General features: G+C 57.9%; 22 protein-coding genes and 1 pseudogene. 10 read left to right on the top strand and 13 right to left on the bottom strand.

From position 1 onward, the window contains the following. Positions 1-11 precede the first annotated feature (11 nt). Positions 12-1,580, bottom strand: coding sequence for an alkyl hydroperoxide reductase subunit F (gene ahpF / locus H7K56_RS12220; RefSeq protein ID WP_058769944.1), 1,569 nt, complete (start codon positions 1,578-1,580; stop codon positions 12-14). A 70-nt stretch (positions 1,581-1,650) separates the two neighbouring features. After that, positions 1,651-2,214, bottom strand: a complete 564-nt coding sequence (ahpC, locus tag H7K56_RS12215) for an alkyl hydroperoxide reductase subunit C (RefSeq protein WP_010617942.1) — start codon at positions 2,212-2,214, stop codon at positions 1,651-1,653. A gap of 290 nt (positions 2,215-2,504) precedes the next feature. Here ahpC and H7K56_RS12210 point away from each other — a divergent pair, with 290 nt between their 5' ends. Next, positions 2,505-2,948, top strand: a complete 444-nt coding sequence (locus tag H7K56_RS12210; protein WP_125309732.1) for a GNAT family N-acetyltransferase — start codon at positions 2,505-2,507, stop codon at positions 2,946-2,948. 3 nt (positions 2,949-2,951) lie between these two features. On the opposite strand, the gene apbC is transcribed toward H7K56_RS12210, so the two are convergent. After that, the gene (gene apbC, locus H7K56_RS12205; protein WP_150360791.1) at positions 2,952-4,064 is read right to left on the bottom strand and encodes an iron-sulfur cluster carrier protein ApbC; all 1,113 of its coding nucleotides are present in this window, start codon (positions 4,062-4,064) and stop codon (positions 2,952-2,954) included. A 162-nt stretch (positions 4,065-4,226) separates the two neighbouring features. Between apbC and metG the strand changes: the two genes are divergently transcribed. After that, the gene (gene metG / locus H7K56_RS12200; RefSeq protein WP_150360790.1) at positions 4,227-6,260 is read left to right on the top strand and encodes a methionine--tRNA ligase; all 2,034 of its coding nucleotides are present in this window, start codon (positions 4,227-4,229) and stop codon (positions 6,258-6,260) included. Between the two features lie 819 nt (positions 6,261-7,079). On the opposite strand, the gene H7K56_RS12195 is transcribed toward metG, so the two are convergent. Next, on the bottom strand, positions 7,080-7,427 hold the full coding sequence (locus H7K56_RS12195; RefSeq protein WP_088516611.1) for an endonuclease domain-containing protein: 348 nt from the start codon (positions 7,425-7,427) through the stop codon (positions 7,080-7,082). A 151-nt stretch (positions 7,428-7,578) separates the two neighbouring features. Here H7K56_RS12195 and H7K56_RS12190 point away from each other — a divergent pair, with 151 nt between their 5' ends. The 5 genes from H7K56_RS12190 to sanA all read left to right on the top strand — a co-directional run bounded on the left by H7K56_RS12190 (position 7,579) and on the right by sanA (position 12,383). Next, positions 7,579-7,962, top strand: coding sequence for a CidA/LrgA family protein (locus H7K56_RS12190; protein WP_021509289.1), 384 nt, complete (start codon positions 7,579-7,581; stop codon positions 7,960-7,962). Further along, entirely contained in the window at positions 7,955-8,647 is a 693-nt protein-coding gene (locus tag H7K56_RS12185; RefSeq protein ID WP_150360789.1) for a CidB/LrgB family autolysis modulator, read from the top strand. The genes H7K56_RS12190 and H7K56_RS12185 overlap by 8 nt, the downstream gene beginning before the upstream one ends. A 124-nt stretch (positions 8,648-8,771) precedes the next feature. Then, on the top strand, positions 8,772-9,668 hold the full coding sequence (gene cdd / locus H7K56_RS12180) for a cytidine deaminase (protein ID WP_127834342.1): 897 nt from the start codon (positions 8,772-8,774) through the stop codon (positions 9,666-9,668). Between the two features lie 158 nt (positions 9,669-9,826). After that, positions 9,827-11,524 carry an NAD-dependent malic enzyme gene (locus H7K56_RS12175; RefSeq protein WP_150360788.1) on the top strand — a complete coding sequence of 566 codons (1,698 nt, stop codon included), beginning with the start codon at positions 9,827-9,829 and terminating at the stop codon, positions 11,522-11,524. A gap of 139 nt (positions 11,525-11,663) precedes the next feature. After that, positions 11,664-12,383, top strand: a complete 720-nt coding sequence (gene sanA / locus H7K56_RS12170; RefSeq protein WP_150360846.1) for an outer membrane permeability protein SanA — start codon at positions 11,664-11,666, stop codon at positions 12,381-12,383. 64 nt (positions 12,384-12,447) lie between these two features. Here the strand turns inward: sanA and mglC are convergent, their stop codons facing one another. From mglC to H7K56_RS12135, 7 genes and pseudogenes are all read right to left on the bottom strand, one after another. Continuing rightward, positions 12,448-13,458, bottom strand: coding sequence for a galactose/methyl galactoside ABC transporter permease MglC (gene mglC / locus H7K56_RS12165; protein WP_021509284.1), 1,011 nt, complete (start codon positions 13,456-13,458; stop codon positions 12,448-12,450). Between the two features lie 18 nt (positions 13,459-13,476). Further along, a complete protein-coding gene (gene mglA / locus H7K56_RS12160; protein ID WP_021509283.1) occupies positions 13,477-14,997 on the bottom strand; it encodes a galactose/methyl galactoside ABC transporter ATP-binding protein MglA in 1,521 nt (506 codons plus the stop codon). Between the two features lie 71 nt (positions 14,998-15,068). Further along, positions 15,069-16,064: a galactose/glucose ABC transporter substrate-binding protein MglB gene (mglB, locus tag H7K56_RS12155; RefSeq protein ID WP_021509282.1), complete on the bottom strand. Its 996-nt coding sequence runs from the start codon at positions 16,062-16,064 to the stop codon at positions 15,069-15,071. Positions 16,065-16,372: 308 nt separating this feature from the next. Then, positions 16,373-17,413 carry an HTH-type transcriptional regulator GalS gene (gene galS / locus H7K56_RS12150; RefSeq protein WP_058757261.1) on the bottom strand — a complete coding sequence of 347 codons (1,041 nt, stop codon included), beginning with the start codon at positions 17,411-17,413 and terminating at the stop codon, positions 16,373-16,375. Between the two features lie 141 nt (positions 17,414-17,554). After that, positions 17,555-18,715 carry a DUF418 domain-containing protein YeiB gene (gene yeiB, locus H7K56_RS12145; RefSeq protein WP_058780325.1) on the bottom strand — a complete coding sequence of 387 codons (1,161 nt, stop codon included), beginning with the start codon at positions 18,713-18,715 and terminating at the stop codon, positions 17,555-17,557. 54 nt (positions 18,716-18,769) lie between these two features. Next, positions 18,770-19,435, bottom strand: coding sequence for a GTP cyclohydrolase I FolE (folE, locus tag H7K56_RS12140; RefSeq protein ID WP_021509279.1), 666 nt, complete (start codon positions 19,433-19,435; stop codon positions 18,770-18,772). 124 nt (positions 19,436-19,559) lie between these two features. After that, a pseudogene (locus tag H7K56_RS12135) lies at positions 19,560-20,688 on the bottom strand (YbfB/YjiJ family MFS transporter). A 103-nt stretch (positions 20,689-20,791) separates the two neighbouring features. Between H7K56_RS12135 and ptrR the strand changes: the two are divergent. Genes ptrR through fghA form a run of 3 tightly spaced genes read left to right on the top strand, consistent with a single transcriptional unit; the run spans position 20,792 to position 23,728 of the window. Continuing rightward, the gene (gene ptrR / locus H7K56_RS12130; RefSeq protein ID WP_182689018.1) at positions 20,792-21,703 is read left to right on the top strand and encodes a putrescine utilization regulator PtrR; all 912 of its coding nucleotides are present in this window, start codon (positions 20,792-20,794) and stop codon (positions 21,701-21,703) included. 45 nt (positions 21,704-21,748) lie between these two features. Beyond that, positions 21,749-22,873, top strand: a complete 1,125-nt coding sequence (locus H7K56_RS12125; protein WP_021509276.1) for an S-(hydroxymethyl)glutathione dehydrogenase/class III alcohol dehydrogenase — start codon at positions 21,749-21,751, stop codon at positions 22,871-22,873. 12 nt (positions 22,874-22,885) lie between these two features. Then, entirely contained in the window at positions 22,886-23,728 is an 843-nt protein-coding gene (fghA, locus tag H7K56_RS12120; protein WP_021509275.1) for an S-formylglutathione hydrolase, read from the top strand. Between the two features lie 47 nt (positions 23,729-23,775). On the opposite strand, the gene H7K56_RS12115 is transcribed toward fghA, so the two are convergent. Further along, a complete protein-coding gene (locus H7K56_RS12115; protein ID WP_150361309.1) occupies positions 23,776-24,564 on the bottom strand; it encodes an ABC transporter ATP-binding protein in 789 nt (262 codons plus the stop codon). Continuing rightward, complete coding sequence (locus tag H7K56_RS12110) at positions 24,564-25,643, bottom strand: FecCD family ABC transporter permease (protein ID WP_058769937.1); 1,080 nt, start codon at positions 25,641-25,643, stop codon at positions 24,564-24,566. The genes H7K56_RS12115 and H7K56_RS12110 overlap by 1 nt, the downstream gene beginning before the upstream one ends. Positions 25,644-26,135: the final 492 nt, after the last annotated feature.

Raw genomic sequence — 26,135 nt, 5'->3', positions numbered from 1 at the left:
TATCGCAAAACTTATTCAGCCGGTTTGGTGCGGATCAGGTAATCAAACGCGCTCAGTGACGCTTTAGCCCCTTCCCCGCTGGCAATGATGATCTGCTTGTACGGCACCGTGGTGCAGTCGCCGGCGGCAAATACGCCTTTCAGGCTGGTTTCGCCTTTGGCGTCGATCAGGATCTCGCCCATGCGGTTGCGCTCTACCGCGCCTTCCAGCCAGTTGGTGTTGGGCAGCAGACCAATCTGAACGAAGATACCGCTCAGCGCCAGTTCGTGGCTGGTCTGGTTATTGCGGTCGATGTAGGTCAGACCGGTAACTTTACTGCCGTCACCTTTTACTTCGGTGGTCTGCGCGTTGAGGATCACATCGACATTTTTCAGGCTGCGCAGTTTATCCTGCAGCACTTTATCGGCGCGCATTTCGCTGGCGAACTCCAGCAGCGTAACGTGCTCGACAATACCGGCCAGATCGATGGCCGCTTCAACGCCGGAGTTACCGCCGCCGATCACCGCCGTGCGTTTGCCTTTAAACAGCGGGCCGTCACAGTGCGGGCAGTAGGTTACACCTTTGGTGCGATACTGCTCTTCGCCTGGAACGCCCATGTTGCGCCAGCGTGCGCCGGTAGCAATGATGATGCTGCGTGATTTCAGCACTGCGCCAGAAGCGGTTTCGATGGCGTGCAGGCCGCCCTCTTTCGCTGCCGGAATCAACTTGATGGCGCTCTGGGTGTCGATCACGTCCACGTCATAGTCATCAACGTGCGCACGCAGGGAACCGGCGAGCTTGGCCCCTTCGGTTTTCGGCACGGAGATGTAGTTTTCAATGTCAACGGTGTCCAGCACCTGGCCGCCAAAGCGCTCGCCCATCAGGCCGGTACGGATGCCTTTACGCGCCGAGTAGATGGCCGCCGCAGCGCCCGCCGGGCCGCTGCCGACGATCAGCACTTCATAGGCATCACGCTTGTTCAGCTCTTCAGCCGCACGCTTATCCGCGTTGGTGTCTACCTTACCGACGATTTCTGCCAGGCTCATGCGACCCTGACCGAACTCTTTGCCGTTGAGGTAAACCGCCGGCACGCCCATGACGTTGCGTTCGGTGATCTCGTTCTGGAACATGCCACCGTCGATGGCGGTATGACGGATGCGCGGATTGAGCACCGCCATTAAGTTCAGCGCCTGTACCACGTCCGGACAGTTGTGGCACGACAGAGAATAATAGGTTTCGAAATGCAGGTCGCTGTCCAGCGCAACAACCTGATCCAGCAGGCTCTGCGCCTCTTTCGACGGATGTCCACCGGTCTGCAGCAGTGCCAGCACCAGTGAGGTAAATTCGTGGCCCATTGGCGAACCGGCAAAGCGCGGGCCGCTGTGGCTGCCTGGGTTAGTAATCAGGAATGATGGCTTACGTACCGGTTGATCGTTCTCTTCACGGAAGCTGACTTTATCAGACAGACTCGCGATATCGGTCAGCAGAGTGCGGATCTCTGCGGATTTTGCGCCATCGTCCAGTGTGGCAATCAACTCAACCGGTTTCGTTAGTTTCTCAAGGTAGGCCTTGAGCTGGGTTTTTAAATTGGTGTCGAGCATAGTGAGTTCCTGTGAAGAAAATCGGGTGCCGCAGCACCCGATGGAAGAAAGATCAAAGGGCGGAGGTGACTTAGATTTTGCCAACCAGGTCCAGTGATGGAGCCAGCGTTGCGTCGCCTTCTTTCCATTTAGCCGGGCAAACTTCACCTGGGTGAGAAGCCACGTACTGAGCCGCTTTCACTTTACGCAGCAGGTCAGACGCGTCACGGCCGATGCCTTCTGCAGTGATTTCGATGGCCTGGATGATGCCTTCCGGGTCAACGATGAAGGTACCGCGGTCAGCCAGACCTTCTGCTTCACGCATGATTTCGAAGTTGCGGGTCAGAGCACCGGTCGGGTCGCCGATCATCGCGTACTGGATTTTCGCGATGGTGTCTGAAGAACCGTGCCAGGCTTTGTGGGTAAAGTGCGTGTCAGTTGAAACGGAGTAGATGTCTACGCCCAGTTTCTGGAACTCTTCGTAGTGGTCTGCCACGTCACCCAGTTCAGTTGGGCATACAAAGGTGAAGTCAGCCGGGTAGAAGAAGAAAACACTCCATTTACCTTCAACGTCTTTCTCGGTTACGTCGATGAATTCGCCGTTTTTGAATGCAGCGTTTTTGAACGGTTTGATTTTGGTATTGATGATAGACATGGGTGACCTCCGTTAAAAAGATGTGATGCAGGCTACATAATTTTCGGGCCAACTTCTAATATGCAGACGTTATCAATCAGATAATCAAAAGCTATCAAAGTGCCGACGCCAGATTTGATGCGGCTTGCCGCGGCATTCTACACAGAAAAGCCGCAGAGTTAACAGGCTTTATCTTTGCGCGCAGCAACTGCTATTTTTTTATAAACATTCAATCATCTTTGCTGCACGATTCAACTGCGTGCGCAACGCCGCTAAAAAACGTGCCTGCTTACTCGTCATGGAGTCTGGAAGTGAAAATTCGTCTTTTTGAAGAAGCCGACCGCCCTTTTTTACGCACGCTGTATCTCGCGGCGCGCCGTCATAACTGGACATGGCTGGCCGGTGACGACTGGCAGCTTGAAGATTTCGACGCGATTATTCCCGGTGAAACGGTACTGGTAGCGGAGATCGACGGCCACCGCGCAGGGTTTGCCGGCGTGATGGATAACGATAATTTTTTGCACAGTTTGTATGTCGATCCGGCCTTTCAGGGCCAGGGCGTCGGCAGTGCGCTGCTGAACGCGGTGCAGCAGCGTTTTACCTCCACCGGCGCGCTGAAATGTCTGCTACAGAACGAAGCGGCGCTGCAGTTTTATCAGCAGCACGGCTGGCAGCGCGAAGCGCTGGGAGAGAGCGAACAGGGCCAGTACGTATTGATGCACCTGCCGCTGGCGACACGCACCAGCGGCAGCTAAGGCTTAAACCGCGCGGAAGGCGATGTCGCCCGGAATCACCTCACCCTGCCAGTAAAGCTGGGCGGCAACCCGGCCCGCAAGTTCACGATACAGCGCGGTGAATTCACTCTCCGGACGGCGAATCACGGTCGGTTCACCGTCGTCGAGATCTTCGCGCAGATTAATGTGCAGCGGCAGCTGAGCCAGCAGGCGGGTGTGATAATCCTCAGCCAGCTTCTGCGCACCGCCGGTACCAAAAATCGGCTCGTGATGCCCGCATTCGCTGCAGATGTGCATGCTCATGTTTTCCACCACACCCAGCACCGGCACGCTGACTTTTTCGAACATCACCATGCCCTTGCGCGCATCAATCAGCGCAATATCCTGCGGCGTGGTCACCACCAGCGCGCCGGTCACCGGCACGTTCTGCGCCAGCGTCAGCTGAATGTCACCGGTGCCCGGCGGCATATCCAGAATCAGGTAATCGAGATCCGGCCACAGCGTTTCGTTCAGCAGCTGCATCAGCGCCTTGCTGGCCATCGGTCCGCGCCACACCATGGCGTTATCGTCGGTCACCAGATAGCCGATAGAGTTGGTTGCCAGGCCGTGCGCCATGATCGGTGCCATGTGCGTGCCATCCGGCGAAGTGGGACGCTGATTTTCGGTGCCGAGCATGTCCGGGATCGACGGGCCGTAAATATCCGCATCGAGAATACCGACGCGCGCTCCTTCGGCCGCCAGCGCCAGCGCCATATTCACGGCGGTGCTGGATTTGCCCACGCCACCTTTACCGGAGCTGACGGCGACGATGTTTTTCACGCCGTTGACGCCCGGCTGATTTTTCACGCGTTTCAGGGTGGCAATGTCATGACGCAGCCGCCAGTCGATGGCGCGCGTGTTGGTCAGGCGCAGCAGTTCCGCGCTGGTCTGGGCTTTCAGCGCCTCAAACGCGCTGGCCCAGGCAAATGGCATCACCAGTTCAATGTGCAGCTTGTCGTCGAGCAGCGCCACGTGGCGCAGCGCTTTGAGGGTAGTCAGATTGTGTTGCAGCGTCGGATGCTCAAACTCGCTCAGCACGCCGATAACCACGGCGCGCAACGCTTCAGGTGAATGATGGTCCCGGGATTGTGCGGTCATCCCAACTCCTTATTTAGTCATGACGCCAGACGATGGCGGTGTGCCATCAATCATATCAGATAGGCGCTAAAAGTGACGTGGCCGAGCTGCTGTGTTTACGCCAGAGGGTGCTTCGGTTAACATCTAAGCCCGATTTTTTATTCACGGAATGCTACGCAAATTATGACTCAAGTCGCTAAAAAACTACTGGTAACGTGCGCCCTGCCGTACGCAAACGGCTCTATCCACTTAGGTCACATGCTTGAACACATTCAGGCTGACGTGTGGGTCCGTTACCAGCGAATGCGTGGCAATCAGGTGTTCTTCATCTGTGCGGACGACGCCCACGGCACGCCGATCATGCTGAAAGCCCAGCAGCTGGGTATCGCGCCAGAGCAGATGATTGCGGAAATGAAGCAGGAGCATGAGACCGATTTCGCAGGTTTCAACATCAGCTATGACAATTATCACTCCACGCACGGCGACGAAAACCGCCAGCTGTCTGAGCTGATTTACACGCGCCTGAAAGAGAACGGTTTCATTAAAAACCGCACCATTTCGCAGCTATACGATCCGGAAAAAGGCATGTTCCTGCCTGATCGCTTCGTCAAAGGCACCTGTCCGAAATGTAACTCACCCGATCAGTACGGCGATAACTGCGAAGTGTGCGGCGCGACCTACAGCCCGACTGAGCTGATTGAGCCGAAATCGGTGGTGTCAGGTGCAACGCCGGTGATGCGCGATTCTGAACACTTCTTCTTCGATCTGCCGTCCTTCAGCGCGATGCTGCAGGCGTGGACGCGCTCCGGTGCGCTGCAGGAGCAGGTGGCAAACAAGATGCAGGAGTGGTTTGAAGCCGGTCTGCAACAGTGGGATATCTCCCGCGATGCGCCGTACTTCGGCTTCGAAATCCCTGGTGCGCCGGGCAAATACTTCTACGTCTGGCTGGATGCGCCCATCGGCTACATGGGGTCGTTTAAGAACCTGTGCGACAAACGCGGCGACATCGATTTCGACGAGTTCTGGAAGAAAGATTCCAGCACCGAGCTGTATCACTTCATCGGCAAAGACATCGTCTATTTCCACAGCCTGTTCTGGCCAGCGATGCTGGAAGGCAGCAATTTCCGCAAGCCGACCAACCTGTTTGTGCATGGTTATGTCACGGTGAACGGCGCGAAGATGTCGAAATCGCGCGGCACCTTTATCAAAGCCAGCACCTGGCTGCAGCATCTTGATGCCGACAGCCTGCGCTACTACTACGCGGCCAAGCTCTCTTCGCGCATCGACGATATTGACCTTAATCTGGAAGATTTCGTTCAGCGCGTGAACGCTGACATCGTCAACAAGGTGGTGAACCTCGCCTCGCGCAACGCTGGCTTTATCACCAAACGCTTTAACGGCCAGCTGGCAAGCGAACTGGCAGATCCGGCGCTGTATCAGACCTTTGTTGATGCGTCAGAGAAGATCGGTGAAGCCTGGGCCAGCCGCGAGTACAACCGTGCGATCCGCGAGATCATGGCGCTGGCCGACCTGGCCAACCGCTACGTTGACGAGCAGGCACCGTGGGTGGTGGCGAAACAGGAAGGCCGCGATGCCGACCTGCAGGCGATTTGCTCGATGGGTATCAACCTGTTCCGCGTGCTGATGACCTGGCTGAAGCCGGTACTGCCGTCGCTGAGCGAGCGCGCAGAAGCCTTCCTGCAAAGCGAACTGAGCTGGGATGGCATTGCGCAGCCGCTGCTCAACCACAGCGTAGCGCCGTTTAAAGCGCTGTATGGTCGTATTGAGATGGCAAAAGTGGAGGCGCTGATTGCGGCTTCGAAAGAGGACGCAGCGGCGGCGAACCAGCCGGCGGCAAGCGGTCCGCTGGCCGATGCACCAATTGGCGAGACCATCACCATTGATGACTTCGCCAAAGTCGACATGCGCGTGGCGCTGATCGAGCAGGCTGAGCTGGTAGAAGGTTCCGATAAGCTGCTACGTCTGCAGCTGGATCTGGGTGGCGAGAAGCGCCAGATTTTCTCCGGCATTCGCGCCGCTTATCCGGATCCGTCGGTGCTGGTGGGCAAGATGACCATCATCGTCGCTAACCTGGCGCCGCGCAAAATGCGTTTCGGCGTGTCCGAAGGCATGGTGCTGTCTGCCGGGCCTGGCGGCAAAGACCTGTTTGTGCTGTCAGTGGATAGCGGTGCGCAGCCGGGTATGCCGGTTAAGTAAGGGTTGGTGCGCGCTGGCCCTCACCCTAACCCTCTCCCGCTTACGGGAGAGGGAACCGCTGAGTGCGGGGTCTGGGTTCAGATCCAGGCCTGCACATAGCAAAACACCGCACAAGACTACCTCCTCTCCCGCTTACGGGAGAGGGAACCGCTGAGTGCGGGCTCTGGGTTCAGAGCCATGCCTGCACCTCGTTCGCTTGACTCACTCTCCCGCATTAAAAAGGGCCGAACAGCGCACGTTGTTACCCAGGTATCAAACCTGCACATAGCAAAACACCGCACAAGACTACCCCCTCTCCCGCCTGCGGGAGAGGGCTGGGGTGAGGGGAAAACCGCACCGCGCTTATCGCGCCAACATCAGACAGCGATAAATCTCCGCCATTACCGCCTCAAATTCATTAAACTCCTGATGATTCCAGAAGCGCAGCTTCGTGCTGACAGTGGATAGCGGTGCCCAGCCGGGTATGCCGGTGAAGTAAAGGTCAGTGCGCGCTGGCCCTCACCCTAACCCTCTCCCGCTTACGGGAGAGGGAACCGTTAAGTGCGGGGTCTGGGTTCAGAGCCAGGCCTGCACCTGGCAAAACCCCGCATAAGACTACCCCCTCTCCCGTCTGCGGGAGAGGGAACTGCTGAGTGCGGGGTTTGGGTTTAGAGCCAGGCATGACCTTGTTCGCTTGACTCACTCTCCCGCATTAAAAAGGGCCGAACAGCGCACGTTGTCACCCATGTATCAAACCTGCACATAGCAAAACCCCGCACAAGGCTACCCCCTCTCCCGCCTGCGGGAGAGGGCCGGGGTGAGGGGAAAACCGCACCGCGCTTATCGCGCCAACATCAGACAGCGATAGATCTCCGCCATTACCGCCTCAAACTCATTAAACACCTGATGATTCCAGAAGCGAATTACGCGCCAGCCGCAGCGCTGTAAATACGCCGTGCGCCGGGCATCGTAAGCCTGATCTTCAGGCGCATTGTGCTGTCCACCATCCAGTTCCACGATCAGCGATCGCTCAACGCAGGCAAAATCAACGATATACCCTCCAACAGGATGCTGGCGGCGAAACTTCGCGCCACACACATTTCGGTTGCGTAAATAGCGCCATAGTTTTTGCTCCGCTTGCGGCATCGCCTTTCGCAGCGCGCGCTGCGGTTGCACGGTGTGGTTCATCGCTGCTCCTTCGCTCTGGCCACCACCTTACGCCGCTTTACTCAGCTTCAAAGCAGAGGTGTTGAAATCCTGAATCTGCATTCCAGTGTGATCGCTAGCACGCTAAGCGCTTAATGCGTATGATGAAGCGCCACGAAAACAGGAGCCTGACATGCCCACCGTGCTATCTGCCTGCTGGCGCTATCTGCGCGCCTTTGCCATCGTCTATGCCGCGCTGTACGCCGGCAACGGCCTTGCCGCCCTGCTGCCATTTACCATTCCCGGCAGCATCCTTGGCATGCTGCTACTGTTTGCCCTGCTGGCGCTGCAGATTATCCCGGTAACGTGGGTGAAACCCGGCTGTCAGCTGTTGATCCGCTATATGGCGCTGCTGTTTGTACCGATCAGCGTTGGCGTGATGGGCTACACCGATATCCTCAGCGCACAGTTTGGCCCGATTGTCGTCTCCTGCATGGTCAGCACCCTGCTGGTATTACTGATTGTCGGCCTCAGCGCCGAGCGCCTGCAGCGTCCGAAGGAGTCCGGCCATGAGTGACGCCTGGTGGTCACTGCCACTTACCGTGGTGGCGTATCTGCTGGCACGCCGTCTGGCAGCCAGAATCAACCTCTCCATTGTCAATCCACTGCTGGTGGCCATGGCGATCATTATTCCACTGCTGCTGCTGACGCACCTGCCCTACGCGCGCTATTTCGCTGGCAGCGCGCTGCTTAATCAGCTGCTGCAGCCCGCCGTGGTAGCGCTGGCGCTGCCGCTGTATGAGCAGATGCACCAGATTCGCGCGCGCTGGAAAACCATCATTAGCGTCTGCTTTATCGGCAGCATTACCGCCATGATGTCCGGCACGGCGATCGCGCTGTGGATGGGGGCGACGCCGGAAATCGCAGCCACCATCCTGCCGAAGTCGGTGACCACGCCCATCGCCATGGCAGTATCGGGCTCGCTACACGGTATTCCGGCCATCAGCGCCATTTGCGTGTTGATTGCTGGCGTGCTGGGCGCGGTGTTTGGTCACATGCTGCTGAATCTGTTTAAAGTGCGCAGCAAGTCATCACGCGGGCTGGCGATTGGCAACGCGTCTCATGCGCTCGGCACCGCGCGCGCCGCGGAGATTGACTATCAGGAAGGCGCCTTCAGTTCACTGGCGCTGGTAATCTGCGGCATCATCACCTCGTTACTGGCGCCCTTCATTTTTCCTTTGCTGATGCGCTTACTGGGGTAAAACTTGCGAGAGATCTCGCAAAGTTGAAACAAGCCAATCAGCTTGCATTGTCATAGCGACCTGGATCACATATAAACCTTGAGGCGGCGCTTCGCCGCTGACGAGTTAATGAGGCCATAAGATCATGCATGCACGATTCACTTCCGCTTTCTCTGCCCTGCCCGCTGCGCTGCAGAGCGCGCTTCAGCCGCTGCTGGACGCCGCTGATTTTCACGGCGTGCTGCGACCGCAGGAGGTGACTCAGCTGCAACAGGCAACCGGTCTGGATGATGATGCGCTGGCACTCGCACTGCTGCCGATTGCCGCCTGTTGTGCCGTGGCACCGGTTTCGCACTTTAACGTGGGCGCTATTGCGCGCGGCATCAGTGGCCACTGGTACTTCGGTGCCAATATGGAGTTCTTACATGCGCCGCTGCAGCAAACGGTCCACGCCGAGCAGAGCGCAGTCACGCATGCCTGGCTGCGGGGCGAAGCGCAGCTGGCGACCATTACCGTCAACTACACGCCGTGCGGACACTGCCGCCAGTTTATGAATGAACTGAATAGCGGTACGGCGATTCGCATCAGCCTGCCGGGCCGCGCAGTCAGCACGCTGGCCGACTATTTACCGGATGCCTTTGGCCCGGCCGATCTCAATATCAGCGAACGGTTGCTGACCCCCGTCGACCACGGTTTCCTGCCGCAGGGCGATGCGCTGCAGCAGGCCGCGATTGATGCCGCCAGCCGCAGCCATGCACCTTACAGCCAGAGTTATAGCGGCGTGGCGTTGCAGAGCCGCAGCGGCCAGATTTACCCCGGGCGCTATGCCGAAAATGCCGCTTTCAACCCGAGCCTGCCGCCATTACAGGCCGCGCTGATTCTGATGAATATGCACAACGAAGCGCTGGAGGAGATTCAGCAGGCGGTGCTGGCAGAAAGCGCCGACGCCACGCTGAGCCAGTTTGATGCCACCCGCACCACCCTCGCCGCGCTCGGCTGCAGCAATTTCTCGGTTACTTTAGTTTCGAAACCAACAGTTTAGTGATCCTTTTACCGCTTTTGTGACCTTCTATTAACAAAAGCTGTACATCTGCAGGAATTTTCATAGGATCGGGCGCCAGAACTTCACAATAAACGGGTCTGGCGTTACCTTCTTGCTGGCGACACGTCAGAAAACACTGCAACCGGAGCAAACACTGCATGGAACTCGAGTACGAAAGTAAACGTCCGCTGTATATTCCTTACGCGGGTCCGATCCTGCTGGAATTTCCGCTGTTGAACAAAGGCAGCGCCTTCTCGCTGGAAGAACGTAACGAATTTAACCTCAATGGCCTGCTGCCAGACGCCGTAGAAACCATCGAAGAGCAGGCCGAGCGCGCCTGGCGTCAGTTCCTGGACTTCAAAAACAATAACGACAAGCACGTCTACCTGCGCAACATCCAGGATACCAACGAAACGCTATTCTATCGCCTGCTGGACAACCACCTGGAAGAGATGATGCCGATCATCTACACCCCAACGGTTGGCGCGGCCTGCGAACACTTCTCAGAAATTTACCGTCGCGCGCGCGGGGTGTTTATCTCCTACAACAACCGCGACCGCATTGAAGACATGCTGCAAAACGCCACCAAGCAGAATGTCAAAGTCATCGTGGTCACCGACGGCGAGCGTATTCTCGGCCTCGGCGACCTGGGCATTGGCGGCATGGGCATTCCTATCGGCAAGCTGTCGCTGTACACCGTGTGCGGTGGCATCAGCCCGGCCTACACCCTGCCGGTGGTGCTGGATGTCGGCACCAATAATCAGCAACTGCTGAACGATCCGCTCTACATGGGCTGGCGCCATCCGCGCATCACCGGCGAAGAGTATGAAGCCTTCGTTGATGAATTCATTCAGGCGGTGAAGCGCCGCTGGCCAAACGTGCTGCTGCAGTTTGAAGATTTCGCGCAGAAAAACGCCATGCCGCTGCTGGAGCGTTACCGCGATGAGATCTGCTGCTTCAATGACGATATTCAGGGCACGGCCGCTGTCACGGTGGGCACGCTGATCGCTGCCAGCCGCGCCGCAGGCAGCCGTCTGTGCGAGCAGAAAGTGGTGTTCCTCGGTGCCGGTTCCGCCGGCTGCGGTATCGCTGAGCAGATCGTCGCACAGATGAAATCCGAAGGCCTGAGCGATGATGAAGCGCGCGCGCGCGTGATGATGGTAGACCGTTTCGGCCTGCTCACTGACAAATTGCCTAACCTGCTCGATTTCCAGAGCAAGCTGGTGCAGAAGAGCGACAATCTGAAAGACTGGGACGTCACCAGCGATTCGATTTCACTGCTCGACGTGGTGCGCAATGCCCAGCCGGATATCCTGATCGGCGTTTCCGGCCAGCCGGGACTGTTCACCGAAGAGATCATTCGCGAGATGCACAAGCACTGCAAACGCCCGATCGTGATGCCGCTCTCGAACCCGACCTCACGCGTGGAAGCGACCCCGGCTGATATCATCGCCTGGACCGACGGTGACGCGCTGGTCGCCACCGGCAGCCCGTTTGCACCGGTCACCTGGAAAGGCAAAACCTACCCGATTGCCCAGTGCAACAACTCCTATATCTTCCCGGGTATCGGTCTCGGCGTGATCGCTGCCGGCGCCACCCGCGTAACGGATTCGATGCTGATGACCGCCAGCCGCGCGCTGGCTGACTGCTCACCGCTGGTTAACGACGGTGAAGGTCCGGTGCTGCCAGAGATTAAGGACATCCAGGGCGTCTCCAAAGTGATCGCCATGGAAGTGGGCAAAGCGGCGCAGCTGGCGGGTGTGGCGGTGGTCACATCCGAGGACGTGCTGTCGAAAGCCATCAACAACAACTTCTGGCTGCCGCAGTATCGTCACTATCGCCGTACCTCGATTTAATTGCAGACCGACGCTGCCGCACGCTTCAGGTGCGGCAGCGCTTAAAAAAACGCCAGCCGACCGGCACAAACTTGCTTAGCCGTGCCGCCTCAAGTAGCCTTGACCCATCTGAATTTTCGTCAACCGAGTGCCCGTGCGCATACTTAAACGCATTTTCTTTGCTCTGTTTATCATCATCTTACTGGTGATGGCGACCGCGCTCGGCCTCGATCGCTGGATTAGCTGGCGAACCGCGCCGTTTATTTATGAAGATGTCGCTTCGCTGCCGCATCGTCAGGTCGGCGTGGTGCTGGGCACCGCCAAGTATTACCGCACCGGCGTCATCAATCAGTATTACCTGTATCGCATTCAGGGCGCGCTCAACGCTTACAACAGCGGCAAGGTGAATTATCTGCTGCTGAGCGGCGATAATGCGCTGCAGAGCTACAACGAGCCGATGACCATGCGACGCGATTTAATCAAAGCCGGCGTCGATCCCTCGGACATCGTGCTGGATTATGCCGGTTTCCGTACGCTGGATTCGATTGTGCGCACGCGCAAAGTCTTCGACACCAACGACTTCATCATCATTACCCAGCGCTTCCACTGTGAACGCGCACTCTATATCGCCCAGCACCTTGGCATTCAGGCGCAGTGCTACGCCGTGCCGTCGCCAAAGAATATGCTGTCGGTGCGGTTCCGCGAGGTGGGTGCGCGTCTCGGTGCGCTGGCGGATCTCTATCTGATGAAGCGCGAGCCGCGTTTCCTTGGCCCGCTGGTGCCGATTCCGGCGGTGCATGAAGTGCCGGAAGATGCGCAGAGCTACCCAGCGGTCACACCGGAACAGTTACTCGAGCTGGAAGAGAAGCTGCGGAAATAGCAGAAGCGAAACAAAACAAAAAGGGCCGCGTTGCCGCAGCCCTGATGGTTGACCTTGTTCTCTGCTATTTCTTACGCGCGTATTTCAGCGAATCAAGCGCCACGGCGAAGATGATGATGCCGCCCTTGATGATGTACTGCCAGTACGGGTTCACGCCGATGTAGGTCAGACCGTAGTTGATGACGGTGAAGATGATCACACCGGTCACCACACCCGCGACGGTACCTACCCCGCCGGCGAACGACACGCCGCCCACCACGCAGGCTGCAATCGCATCCAGCTCATACATAAAGCCGAGGTTGTTAGTGGCGCTGCCGATACGGCCCGCTTCCAGCATCCCGCCGAAGGCATAGAACACGCCGGACAGCGCATACACCAGGATCAGGTTAAGCGGAACGTTAACGCCAGAGACTTTCGCCGCTTCCGGGTTACCGCCGATAGCAAAAATGTTTTTGCCGAAGCGGGTTTTATTCCACAGGATCCAGACGAACACAATAGCGATAATCGCGTAGAAGGTGATAAACGACAGCTTGAAGTCGCCGAAGCGCAGGAAGCCCTGGGCAAACTTCGAGAAGCCAGCGTCAAAACCGGCAATCGGTGAAGCGCCCACGAAGTCGTAGTACAGCGAGTTGATGCCGTAAACGATGATCATGGTGCCCAGCGTGGTGATAAACGGCGTCACCTTCAGGTAAGCGATGATCACGCCGTTAACCAGGCCAATCACGCCACCGATGATGCACACGGTCAGAATCACCAGCGGAATCGGCACGGTTTCCAGATGCGGGAACACCTTGTTGGCGTTATCCATCGACTGCAGCAGCGTTGCCGCTACCACCGCCGCCAGACCCACCTGGCGCCCTGCCGACAGGTCGGTGCCCTGGGTCACGATCAGACCGGCTACGCCGAGTGCGATAATAATACGGACCGATGACTGAGTCAGAATGTTACTCAGGTTCATCAGGCTTAAAAAGGTCGGATCCTGGAAAATAATAATCGCCAGCAGTACCAACAGGACAACATAAATGCCGCCCTCTTTTAACCAGGTTAGCGCATTCTTTTTAGTAGTCGCTTTCATGTTAAAGCCCTTGCTTCATTAAAGGTGTAATGACGCTAAACGCAGGATTTCATTCTGCGAGGTCGTTTTAGTATCGACAATGCCCGCTACCTGACCATTACTCATTACCAAAATACGGTCGGTAATGCCCAACAGCTCTGGCATTTCAGAAGAGATAATAATGATGCCCTTTTCTTTTTTCGCCAGCTCCGAGATCAGCTGATAAATCTCGAATTTAGCGCCGACGTCAATACCGCGCGTCGGTTCATCAAGCATCAGTATTTCCGGCTGCGTCAATAACCAGCGACCAATAATGACTTTTTGCTGGTTACCGCCGGAGAGCGATCCAATTTGGGTATGATGGCCGGGCGTTTTCACCCGCATGGCATCAATGACCCACTGGGTATCGCTTTTCATGCGTTTATTATCCAGCAGACCCATACTGGATTTATATTTCTTGATATTAGAAATGAGCGAGTTAAAACCAATATCCAGGTAGGCATAAATCCCGGTGGAACGCCGCTCTTCCGTTACCAGCGCAAAACCATGGTTGATGGCTTCGTTGGCGCTGTGGTTATTAATCGCTTTACCGTGCAGTTTAATGGTGCCGCCCGACTTCTCACGGATACCAAATAAGGTTTCCACAATGTCAGTACGCTTGGCGCCCACCAGGCCGGCAATCCCGAGAATCTCGCCTTTATGCAGATCAAACGAGATATCACGGATCGATGGCTGGCGCAGCGAGGTCAGATTGCGCACCTCCAGAATCACTTCACCCGGCACGTTAGTTTTGTCCGGGAAGCGCTGGTTGAGCGAACGGCCGACCATCATGGCGATGATCTTGTCCATGTCCAGCCCTTCCAGCGGCTGGGTGGCAATCCACTGGCCGTCACGCAGAATGGTGATCTCATCGCACAGCTGGAAAATTTCTTCCATTTTATGCGAAATATAAACAATACCGCAGCCGCGATCTTTCAGCTTACGGATAATGGTGAACAGGTGGTTAACTTCTTTTTCGGTCAGCGATGACGTGGGCTCATCCATAATGACGATTTTCGCGTCATAGGAAAACGCCTTGGCGATTTCAATCATCTGCATTTGCGATACCGAAAGCGTCGCGACTTTATCGCGCGGATCGATATCAATATCTAATTCATCAAAGATCGCTTTGGTATCACGATACATTTTATCCTGATCGACAAACGGACCTTTGCGCGGATAGCGCCCCAGCCACATGTTGTCCATCACGTTGCGCTGCAGCACCAGATTTAATTCCTGATGCACCATTGAAACGCCATTTTCCAGCGCCTCTTTGGAGGATTTGTAATCTATTTCCTCACCCTGAAACAGGATGCTCCCCGTATCCTTTTTATAAATCCCAAACAGGCATTTTAATAAAGTGGATTTACCGGCGCCGTTTTCACCCATTAAGGCATGGACGGAGTGCGGCCGCACTTTTAAATTCACATTATCTAAGGCTTTCACCCCTGGAAATGATTTCGAGACATTCGTCATCTCCAGCAGATATTCTCGCTGTGTGGTCGGATTCTCACTGGCCATAATTTACCTGGCTAAAAAAAGCGTTGGTCAGATGCAATAAGGCGCGGCAGAAAAGCCGCGCCCGGGACGAATTACTTCACAAACTGCGACAGGTTTTCTTTATCAACCGGTACGTACGGTACGCGGACCACTTTGCCGTCCATCTTGAAGTTAGTACCTGCGGTTGGCTCTTTGCCATTGGCCAGGTTATTAGCAATGTCCAGCGTGGCTTTCGCCTGGTTTTCCGCATCGTTCAGCACGGTACCGGCCATCGCACCGGATTTCACCAGCGCCAGCGCTTCTGGCAGGGCGTCAACACCAAACACCGGAATGCTGGTTTTGTTGTGCGCCTTCAGCGCTTCAACCGCACCCATCGCCATCGCATCGTTGTTCGCGATGATTACTTCAATTTTGTTGGCGTTCGGGCCAGACAGCCAGGCATCCACTTTGTCTTTCGCCTGCGCGGTATCCCACATTGCAGTATCCATCGCCAGCTGCTGGGTTTTGATGCCGTCTTTGTTCAGGGTTTCGATGACGTATTTGGTACGTGCTTCGGCATCCGGATGGCCCGGTTCACCTTTCAGCAGCACGAACTGAATCTGACCGTCTTTGTTCAGATCCCAGGCTGGCGTAGCTTTCCAGTGTTTCTCGATCAGCTCACCCTGCTTGATGCCGGACTCTTTGGAGTCGGTACCGACATAGTAAGCTTTGTCGTAGCTGGCCAGCACTTTCGCGTTAGGCTCTTTGTTGAAGAACACCACCGGCACGTCGTTCGAGCGCGCTTTGTCGATCACCACTGCCGCAGCAGCCGGATCCACCAGGTTGATGGCCAGCGCTTTCACGCCTTTCGCCATCAGCACGTCAATCTGGTCGTTCTGTTTGGATTGGTCGTTCTGTGAGTCGTTCATCAGCAGCTGAATGCCGCCAACGGCTTTCGCCTCTTTTTCGATGTCCTTGCGCACCATCGACATGAAGTTGTCGTCATATTTATAAATTGTCACGCCAATGCGGGTATCGGCGGCGTGCGCAGTTGCACCAAACATCATGCTGGCAACCAGTGCTGTGAGCGTGAAAACCTTCTTATTCATGGTATCTCCGGTTTTTTTATGCAGGGTATTTCATCGCGCCGTATTGCCTGCGGGCAGACAGCGCAGTCGGTTGAAACGCTATTTTTTATGGGGCAGGCGCTGCTACCAAGCCGGACCACCATCGCTATCCTGACTTCCCTGTAGGTAAACGCTTCCTGAAGTGTGTTGTGAACCATTTCAATCGGCTACTGAAACCAGACCGGGGAAGGAAAGCCCGGCGTTACATAATGTTTCAGTCCGGTAAGACGCTGCCATCATAGTGAGCGCCATGTTAATTAACTGTGAATACAATCACAGATTGGAAACGGTTACACGGCGCTATCGCCTGAATTAGTGACCGACTCCACAATTTGCCGCTGCGCCACCGAATGGCGCCGCACCAGCGTAGGCATGAAGCAGTGCGCGGCGTGCGGATCGAGCGTGCCTGCTGCGCCCTGCAGGGCCAGCTCAGTCGCCAGTTTCGCCATAGAAACAATGGGATAGCGCACCGTGGTCAGTTGCGGGTCGGTGTAACGGGAAATGGGAATGTCATCGAAGCCGATGACAGAGAAATGCTGCGGTACCTGAATACCATTATCTTTCAGCGCGGTGAGTGCACCGGCCGCCATGCCATCGTTATAGGAGAACACCGCAGTGAGGTGCAGATTACGCCCCAGCAGCTCCACCATCGCGGCTTCACCGCCCTGCATGTCCGGTTCGGCATGCGCAATCCAGCCCTCCGGCGGGCGGATGCCCTGCTCCGCCAGTGCCTGCAGCCAGCCGTCGCGGCGCTGAGCCACGTCCTCAATCGGATGGCTGGAGCTGAGGTAACCAATGCGCTGATGGCCCTGCTGTAACAGCATGCGCGTCGCTACCTGCGCCCCGGTAACATTGTCGAGGCAGACGCAGCGGTGCTCGTAACCGGGAATAGTACGATTAATCAGTACCATACCGGGAACCTGATCCATAAACTGCGCCAGTTCCGCGTCTGTAAGCGTTTTCGCGTGCACCACCAGCGCGTTGCAGCGCTGGCGGATCAGCACCTCAATGGCATGACGTTCTTTCTCTTCCTGATGCCACGAATTGCTGATGAGCACATGCTTGTGCATGCGCTGCGCCACGGTATCCACCGCTTTAACCAGCGCACCAAAGAAGGGATCGGAAACGTCCATGACCACCACGCCGATGGTATCGCTCACCTGGGTCGCCAGCGCCTGCGCGTTGGCATTCGGCCGGTAGCCGAGCGATTCAACCGCCTGCAGCACGGCTTCGCGGGTATCAGAGGTGACTGCACTGCTGTTATTGAGCACCCGCGACACGGTGGCAACGGAAACCCCGGCCTGACGGGCGACATCACGAATCGTTATCATGCAGTTGTTCCACAGAGGAGAAAATGCGCGACTGGCGCGTAACGGCGCTATTCTGTCAGGGCATCGGAAACAGCTGCGTGAATTACGTCACACGGATGAAAACGGTTACATACAATTATGCAACCTTTGTGATGAACATCATTATCTGCCGGCGGACGCGTTGTCCGCTTTTCCGGCGGCGAGCTGCGTCAGCCGGCGCCAGATCCACTCCATCGGTCCCTGCGGGAAGACGCGCAGCCACAGCACGGAGAACAGAATATTGACCAGCCAGATAGCCGGTACAAAAGCCAGTAGTTGCAGGCGGTCAAATTTGAGGAACAGATCGAAGCGGTAGAACAGCGTGGTGCAGATTAGCGTCTGCAGCAGATAATTGCTCAGCGCCATGCGGCCGACGCACTGAATGGCGTAACTGATCCGCGTGGCGGCGATGGCCGGCCAGTAACCGAGACAGAGTGCAGCGTAGCCAAGGCTGATAAACGGACTGGCGAGATCGCGTGGCACCTGCAGGAAAAAGCCGCTCCAGCGAAATTCCCACTGTAGCAGCCACTGTGCCAGCACGCCGGGTATGGCAATCAGCCAGCCGATGGTAAGTAACAGCGCCGCCGCGCGTCGGTAGTGTTGCAGACTAAACTGGCCGCTCAGCCAGCCGCTGCGCATCAGCGCGGCACCGATCAGCATCAGCCCGGCCAGCTGCCAGCCATACTGCGAAGCCAGCGCCATCAGGCCGGATGACAGGTGTTCGAGGCGATTCTGCACCGCTTCCCAGCCGCCGACCAGTTTCCAGTAGCTCTCATACTCCAGATCTGCCGCGCCAGGCAGCCACGAACGCGTCGGCTGCGGACTGGAGATGACGCCAAACACCAGCAGCACGGCACAGCCCACCAGATAGAGCAGCACGCCGGTATGTAATAGCGCCCGCTCCGACGGCACGTCACGCAGCATGCGCCAGACAATCAACCCAATCAGCCCATAATCCAGCAGGATGTCGCCTTCCCACAGGAACACCGCGTGGATGAACCCGATGAAGACCAGCAGCGTTAAGCGTGAGGAGATCCAGCGGCTGCCGCGCGGCACCTGCAGTGCCAGTCCGGCACCAAACAGCAGCGCAAACAGCGTCAGGAATTTTAGCTGCGCCAGGCCATCCATGATTGCCCAGGTCCAGGCATCAGAAACGGAGGCTTCACCCTGCCAGGCCGGATTGAGATAGGCCGCCGAGGGCAGACCAAAGCCGACGATATTCAGCAGCAATATGCCGAGAATGGCGCAACCACGAATGAAATCCAGCGCGAGATAGCGTTGCATCGAGTGCCCTGACGGTGAGAGGAACACGGGCGACAACGACGCCGCCCGCGCTGCTTAGCTGTGGCGTACCGCGCGCAGGAACTCCTGACGCGTGTTCTGGCTCGATTTGAACAATCCGCCGAGTGAAGTGGTGGTGGTCGCGCTGGTCGCATCTTTGACGCCGCGCGCTTTCACGCAGTAGTGCACCGCATCGATCGACACCGCCACGTTATTGGTGCCCAGCAGGGTTTGCAGCGCCACCAGCACCTGCTGGGTTAAACGCTCCTGCACCTGCGGACGCTGGGCGAAGAACTGTACGATACGGTTGATCTTCGACAGGCCAATTACCTTGTCTTTAGGGATATAGGCCACGGTGGCTTTGCCGTCGATGATCACGAAGTGGTGTTCACAGGTGCTGGTCAGGGTGATATCACGCACGGTGACCATTTCGTCCACCTTCATCTTGTTTTCGATGACGGTGATTTTCGGGAAGTTGGCGTAATCCAGACCTGAAAAGATTTCGTCGACGTACATCTTGGCGATGCGGTGCGGCGTCTCCATCAGGCTGTCGTCTTCCAGGTCCAGATTCAGCAGCTGCATAATCTGGGTCATGTGGCCGGCGATCTCGCGCTTGCGTGACGCGTCGTCCATATCGCGCACCGGGGCGCGTAATGGCGTTTCCAGGCCACGCGCCAGCAGTGCTTCGTGAACCAGGGCGGCTTCCTGACTTAAGGTGCTCATCGTACTCTTCTCCGGCAGGTGATGCGCCCGCAGGTCTGCGCCTGCGGGGGAAATTCTGAGCGCGTATTGTGAAACACAACGCGCGCTTAATCCAGCAATCAATCCGATTGGAAATGAAAGCGTTTCAGGTGGGCGATCGCCGCATCACCAGCGCCCCCGCCAGCAGCAACCCGCCTCCGGCCACCCACAGCGCCGGATCGAGCCGGTGCCACAGCAGGCTGGAAATCCAGGACAGCAGCGGCCCACCGAGCTGTCCGATGGCATAACCGGTCGTGAGCAGGCCGGCGAGATAGCGCGCATGGTGCGGCGCCAGCTCCCGGCTGTACTGCAGCGACAGCTGCACCACGCAGAGAAAGCCGCCACCAATCAGCAGCGCTGCCAGCAGTAGACCGTTGATGCCCGGCAGTACGATGGCCGCGATTACGCCCAGCGCCTGCGCCCACAGCACCAGCGCCAGCCGCCGATGGCTGCTGCCCCAGTGGCGCGTCACGATCCCCAGCACGATGCCGATCACCGCCGCGCCGCCAAACACCGGCCAGACAAACTGCGCAAAAGCGCTATCAGGGAAGCGCTGCCGCCATTTGCGACAGGAAGGTGGCGGGCAGAATATAGCCAAAGCCGGCGAGGCTGTAGCTGAGGATCAGGCGCTTCAGATCACGCGTCAGCAGCAGCGGTGCGGCGGCCTGTTGCGGACGATGCAGCTGTCCGCTGCGCGGCAGGCAGCGCGCAATCGCGGCAATCAGCAGCAGCGCCAGCACACCGTACGCCGCCCAGGCAAACGCCGCGCTCACGCCGCTGGCGTGCAGCAGTACCGCCAGCATGCCGCTGATGAAGATGCCGGTGCCGGGACCGGCAAACACCGCTGCCGACAGGCCCGGCCGGCCGTGGTGCAGCAGTTGCTCATTGCTCCATGCTGCCACCAGCACCATTGCCCAGCCGCTGGCGACGCCGATCAGGAAACGCACCACCGCATGCAGCCACGGCCCGCTGATACAGGCGGACAGCAACGTCAGCGCGACGGCACCCCAGACGCCCAGCTGCAGCCGCCACTCCACACGCCGCTGCGCGCGCATCGCGTCAAACGATCCGGCCAGATAACCGAGATAGTTCAGCGCCGCGACCAGGCTGGCGCTGGCGAGCGTGAGCTGACCGTCGTGAATCATCAGCGGCACCTGCGGGGTAAACGCAAATCGCCCAATCCCCATTGCAACCACTAAACTTAAAAACGCGCTAAGCGCAACTCGCCACGCCATTCTGACTCCGGATCGATTGGATTATCACTTGTCAGCAGCATGCATGACGTTTAGACTCACGAAAAGTGAATAATATTAACCAAGTTGTTTACGAGAAGAGAATATGGATTTAGTACAGCTCCGCATGTTCTGTTCCGTGGCCGAAACCGGCTCACTGGCGCGCGCCGCCGAAGTGCTGCATCGCGTGCCGTCTAATCTCACCACGCGACTGCGACAGCTGGAAGAAGAAATCGGCGTCGATCTGTTTATTCGTGAGAAGCAGCGCATTCGTTTGTCGCCGATGGGCCACAATTTCCTCAATTATGCGCAGCGTATTCTGGCGTTGAGCGACGAGGCGCTGAACATGGCGCGCGCCGGTGAACCCGGTGGTAACTTTGCCTTCGGTTCGATGGAGAGCACCGCCGCCACCCGCCTGCCGGGATTGCTGGCCGCCTATCATCAGCGCTTCCCCAACGTCGCGCTGTCGCTGGTGACCGGCACCTCAGGCGATATCATCGATAAAGTGCGCGCCGGCACGCTGGCGGCGGCGCTGGTGGACGGTCCGGCCAGTCATGACGATCTGAATGGCTGCATCGCCTTTCGTGAAGAGATGGTACTGATCACCAGCCTCGAACATGCGCCGATTCACAGCGCCCGCGATACGCAGGGCGATACGCTGTTTGCCTTTGGCAACAGCTGCTCGTACCGCACCCGGCTGGAGTCCTGGTATCGCGACAGCCAGAGCGCACCGCACAGCGTTATGGAGATTCAGTCTTATCACGCCATGGTCGCCTGCGTAGCCGGCGGCGGCGGCGTGGCAATGATTCCCGCCTCGGTGCTGGCGCAGATGCCGGCCCGCGCGCGCGTGCAGCAGCACAGCCTGCCGCCGACCTGGCGCGACACGGCCACCTGGCTGATGTGGCGCCGCGACGCCTTTACGCCCAACGTTGAGGCGCTGAAGTATCTGATTATTGAAATGTTTGATGACCGCCCGCTCAACGATGAACTGCTGCATCCGCTGCAGGCCGCTGAGTAAGCGTTATTTTTTATCCAATCACGACATCACAGGAAGAGGGATTGCATGAACATGATTAAAACCCGCGCGGCCGTGGCCTGGGCTGCTGGCGAACCGCTGAAGATTGAAGAAGTGGATCTGATGCCGCCACAGAAAGGGGAAGTGCTGGTGCGCATCGTTGCCACCGGCGTGTGCCATACCGATGCTTACACCCTGTCAGGTAAAGATCCGGAAGGCGTATTCCCGGCGATCCTCGGTCACGAAGGTGGCGGCGTGGTTGAAGCGGTGGGCGAAGGCGTTACCAGCGTGGCGGTCGGCGATCACGTGATCCCGCTGTACACGCCAGAGTGCGGCAAGTGTAAATTCTGTCTCTCCGGCAAAACCAACCTGTGTCAGGCAATCCGCACCACGCAGGGCAAAGGGCTGATGCCCGACGGCACCACCCGCTTCTTTAAAGACGGCAAGCCGATCTTCCATTACATGGGCACCTCGACCTTCTCTGAGTACACCGTTGTACCGGAAATCTCCCTGGCGAAAATCAGCAAAGAAGCGCCGCTGGAAGAAGTGTGCCTGCTCGGCTGTGGCGTAACCACCGGCATGGGCGCGGTGATGAATACCGCCAAAGTGAAAGAAGGCGACACCGTGGCGATTTTCGGCCTCGGCGGTATTGGCCTGTCGGCGATCATTGGGGCGAAAATGGCGAAGGCCGGTCGCATCATCGGTATTGATATCAATACCAGCAAGTTTGACCTGGCGCGCAAACTGGGCGCAACCGACCTGGTTAATCCGAAAGATTTTGCTAAGCCAATTCAGGAGGTTATCGTCGAGATGACCGACGGCGGCGTGGACTTCTCGTTTGAGTGTATCGGTAACGTCAACGTGATGCGTTCCGCGCTGGAGTGCTGCCATAAAGGCTGGGGCGAATCAGTGATTATCGGCGTTGCCGGTGCCGGCGAAGAGATTTCTACCCGGCCGTTCCAGCTGGTCACCGGCCGCGTATGGCGCGGGTCGGCGTTTGGCGGCGTGAAAGGACGCACCCAGCTGCCGGGCATCGTGCAGGATTACCTCGACGGTAAGTTTGCGCTGAATGATTTCATCACCCACACCATGCCGCTGGAAGAGATCAACGAGGCATTTGAGCTGATGCATGAAGGCAAATCGATCCGTTCCGTGGTGCATTTTAATAAATAAGCAGGAGGCGACATGGCATCCACTCTGGAGCTGCTGGAAGAACACCGTATTTTTGGCGGCTGGCAGCAGCGCTGGCGTCATCAGTCGGCCGTGCTCAACTGCCCGATGACGTTCAGCATTTTTCTGCCACCGCCGCGCGACGACGCGCCACCGCCGGTGGTGTGGTTTCTCGCCGGGTTGACCTGCAACGATGAGAACTTCACCACCAAAGCCGGTGCGCAGCGCGTGGCGGCCGAACTCGGTCTGGTGCTGATTATGCCGGACACCAGCCCGCGCGGCGATGCAGTGGCCAATGACAGCGGGTACGATCTGGGCCAGGGTGCCGGGTTTTATCTCAACGCCACGCAGCAACCGTGGGCGGCACATTATCGCATGTTCGATTATCTCAGCGAGGAGCTGCCGGCACTGGTGGCGGATAACTTCAAGCTGAGCGATCGCCAGTCGGTAATGGGGCATTCGATGGGCGGCCACGGCGCGCTGGTGCTGGCGCTGCGCCTCGGCGGGCGCTTTGCGTCGGCGTCCGCGTTTGCGCCAATCGTCAATCCGACCGAAGTGCCGTGGGGACAGAAAGCCTTTGCCGCCTATCTGGGCGACGATCGCCAGACGTGGCGCGAGTGGGATAGCTGCCTGCTGATGCAGAACGCTGAACATCGCCTGCCGGTGCTGATCGATCAGGGCGATAGCGATCAGTTCCTCGCCGATCAGCTACGCCCGGAGCGGCTGGAAGCAGTGGCGCGCGAGCAGAACTTCCCGCTGGAGCTGCGTATCCAGCCGGGGTATGACCACAGCTACTTCTTTATCGCCAGCTTTGTGGAGGACCATCTGCGGTTCCACGCGCAGCATTTACTGGCGTAGTGCACTTTTCTGCCCCTCTGATGCTGAGGGGCAGAACGTGTCTGGCGTCAGGCCAGCGATTCCGCCACCAGCCCATCAATCATTACCTGCGGCATGCCCTGTGAGCAGTGCTCAATGCGGCCGCGCACGCCATACACCTGCGCCAGCGTCTCCGGCGTAATCACCTGCGACGGCACACCGTCGGCCAGCAGTTGCCCCTGCTTCAGCATCAGCGCATGATCGGCATGACGCAGCGCGATATTGATGTCATGCACCACCACCACCGTCACCATGTTGCGCAGCCGGGTTTCGCGCCGCACCAAATCCATCACGTGGAACTGATAATTCAAATCCAGCGCGCTGAGCGGTTCATCCAGCAGCAGCAGTTCCGGACGGCGAATCAGCGACTGCGCCAGCCCGACCAGCTGCTTCTGGCCACCGGACAGCTGATCGAGATAACGCATCGCCAGGTGGGCAATGCCCAGCTGCTCCAGCAGGTGCATGATTTCCGCTTCACTGGCGGCGCTGTGTAATCCACCGGAGGCACGCTGCGCCACGATGATCGACTCCAGCACGTGCAGATGCACACCGGCTGGCAGCGTCTGCGGCAGATAGACCACGCGCTGCGCGCGCCGGGCAAACGGCTGGCTCATCAGCTCTTCACCGTTGAGCCACAGCTCGCCCTGCCCTTTGCTCAGACCGGCCAGCGCGCGCAGCAGCGTCGATTTGCCGCAGCCGTTGGGGCCCAGCAGTACGGTGATTTTGCCGCGTGGCAGCGGCGTGACATTGAGATCGTCGATGACGTTCCGCTTCGGGTAACCGGCGTAAAAGTGGCTGACGCGTAAGCCCTGCTCCATCACACTGTCCCCCGATGACGCAGAATAATGCTGAGAAAGAACGGCACGCCCACCAGCGAGGTGACGATGCCGACCGGAATGATGACGCCGGGAATGAGGTTTTTCGAGGCTACCGACGCCAGCGACAGCACCAGCGCGCCGGTCAGCGCACTGGCCGGCAGATAGTAGCGGTGATCTTCACCAAACATCATGCGCGCAATGTGCGGCGCGACCAGGCCGATAAAGCCGATCGGGCCGACGAATGCCACCGCCAGCGCTGAGAGAATGCTGATGCGCAACAGCGTCGCCAGCCGCAGACGCCGCACATCAATGCCGAAGCTCACCGCGCGATCTTCACCCAGGCGCAGCGCCGTGAGTTTCCAGCTGCTGAGCATCGAGAACGGCAGCAGGATGGCAAAGGCGGCGCTCAGCACGCCCAGTTTTTCCCATGAGGCACGCGCCAGACTGCCCATGGTCCAGAACACCAGGCCCTGCAGCGTATCTTCGCTGGCGATGAACTGCATCATCGAAACCAGGGCGTTAAAGGTGAACACCAGCGCGATGCCAAACAGCACCACGCCGGAGGTTGAGACTTTGGTCCAGCGCGTGATGCCATCCAGCATCAGCGCGGCAAACAAGGCGAAGACAAAGGCATTGGCGGAGATCAGCCACTGGTCCGGCACGCCGGGAATACCAATGCCGAGAATGATCGCCAGCGCGGCACCAAACGCCGCTGCCGACGAGACGCCGAGCGTAAACGGGCTGGCCAGCGGGTTATTGAGGATGGTCTGCATTTCAGCACCGGCGAGGCCGAGTGAGAAGCCGACCACCACCGCCATTAGCGCATACGGCAGACGGATGTCCCAGACGATCACGCGCGTGCCAGCATCCACCGCTGCGGGATGGAGCAGCGTTTGCCACAGCGTATTGAGCGTCAGGCCGGCCGGGCCAAGGGTGAAATCGAGGATAACTGAAGCGAGGATCGCCAGCACCAGCACACCAATCAGCAGCAGTCGCTGACGCAGAACCTGACGATAACGGGTCAGGGTATCGGCTTCGGTGCCATGTTCCGCCACCAGCGCGGAGTCCGTACTACGCATTGTTCTACCTGTTTCCTGTCGCCTTATAACGGCTGCCACAATAGAGCAGGTGATAATAATTATCAATGCTGTCTCTGTAACAAAGCCCGAATGGTTTGCGCCAGGTTTGCATAGTGTAATAGTTCGCAAAAAAAACGCGGCCGGGGCCGCGTTGTCAGGTATTACTGCCTGTTTGCCAGCGCAATAAATTGCGCCGCTACAGAGGGTTGCACCGATTTGTAGCGGCACGATGCATCGCGCAAAACCGCGCCAGGCCGCGTTGTCATGCATTACTGCCTGTTTGCCAGCGCAATAAATTGCGCCGCTACAGAGGGTTGCACCGATTTGTAGCGGCGCGATTCATCGCGCAAGACCGCGTCCAGGCCGCGTTGTCAGGTATTACTGCCTGTTTGCCAGCGCAATAAATTGCGCCGCTACAGAGGGTTGCACCGGTTTGTAGCGGCGCGATTCATCGCGCAAAAACGCCTCCCGGCCGCGTTGTCGGGCACTACT

Origin of the sequence: Pantoea dispersa, assembly GCF_014155765.1 — a bacterium.
Classification (GTDB): Bacteria; Pseudomonadota; Gammaproteobacteria; order Enterobacterales; family Enterobacteriaceae; genus Pantoea; species Pantoea dispersa.
This window is presented reverse-complemented; position numbering and strand designations above follow the sequence as displayed.

Bases quoted from the DNA above. Each gene is read 5' to 3' on its own strand.
- apbC (WP_150360791.1), bottom strand. From the start codon at position 4,064: ATGACCGCACAATCCCGGGACCATCATTCACCTGAAGCGTTGCGCGCC.
- folE (WP_021509279.1), bottom strand. From the start codon at position 19,435: ATGAGCACCTTAAGTCAGGAAGCCGCCCTGGTTCACGAAGCACTGCTG.
- fghA (WP_021509275.1), top strand. From the start codon at position 22,886: ATGGCATCCACTCTGGAGCTGCTGGAAGAACACCGTATTTTTGGCGGC.
- H7K56_RS12115 (WP_150361309.1), bottom strand. From the start codon at position 24,564: ATGGAGCAGGGCTTACGCGTCAGCCACTTTTACGCCGGTTACCCGAAG.
- mglB (WP_021509282.1), bottom strand. From the start codon at position 16,064: ATGAATAAGAAGGTTTTCACGCTCACAGCACTGGTTGCCAGCATGATG.
- metG (WP_150360790.1), top strand. From the start codon at position 4,227: ATGACTCAAGTCGCTAAAAAACTACTGGTAACGTGCGCCCTGCCGTAC.
- H7K56_RS12195 (WP_088516611.1), bottom strand. From the start codon at position 7,427: ATGAACCACACCGTGCAACCGCAGCGCGCGCTGCGAAAGGCGATGCCG.
- yeiB (WP_058780325.1), bottom strand. From the start codon at position 18,715: ATGCAACGCTATCTCGCGCTGGATTTCATTCGTGGTTGCGCCATTCTC.
- mglA (WP_021509283.1), bottom strand. From the start codon at position 14,997: ATGGCCAGTGAGAATCCGACCACACAGCGAGAATATCTGCTGGAGATG.
- ahpF (WP_058769944.1), bottom strand. From the start codon at position 1,580: ATGCTCGACACCAATTTAAAAACCCAGCTCAAGGCCTACCTTGAGAAA.
- H7K56_RS12125 (WP_021509276.1), top strand. From the start codon at position 21,749: ATGAACATGATTAAAACCCGCGCGGCCGTGGCCTGGGCTGCTGGCGAA.
- H7K56_RS12190 (WP_021509289.1), top strand. From the start codon at position 7,579: ATGCCCACCGTGCTATCTGCCTGCTGGCGCTATCTGCGCGCCTTTGCC.
- mglC (WP_021509284.1), bottom strand. From the start codon at position 13,458: ATGAAAGCGACTACTAAAAAGAATGCGCTAACCTGGTTAAAAGAGGGC.
- H7K56_RS12185 (WP_150360789.1), top strand. From the start codon at position 7,955: ATGAGTGACGCCTGGTGGTCACTGCCACTTACCGTGGTGGCGTATCTG.
- H7K56_RS12175 (WP_150360788.1), top strand. From the start codon at position 9,827: ATGGAACTCGAGTACGAAAGTAAACGTCCGCTGTATATTCCTTACGCG.
- galS (WP_058757261.1), bottom strand. From the start codon at position 17,413: ATGATAACGATTCGTGATGTCGCCCGTCAGGCCGGGGTTTCCGTTGCC.
- H7K56_RS12110 (WP_058769937.1), bottom strand. From the start codon at position 25,643: ATGCGTAGTACGGACTCCGCGCTGGTGGCGGAACATGGCACCGAAGCC.
- ptrR (WP_182689018.1), top strand. From the start codon at position 20,792: ATGGATTTAGTACAGCTCCGCATGTTCTGTTCCGTGGCCGAAACCGGC.
- ahpC (WP_010617942.1), bottom strand. From the start codon at position 2,214: ATGTCTATCATCAATACCAAAATCAAACCGTTCAAAAACGCTGCATTC.
- cdd (WP_127834342.1), top strand. From the start codon at position 8,772: ATGCATGCACGATTCACTTCCGCTTTCTCTGCCCTGCCCGCTGCGCTG.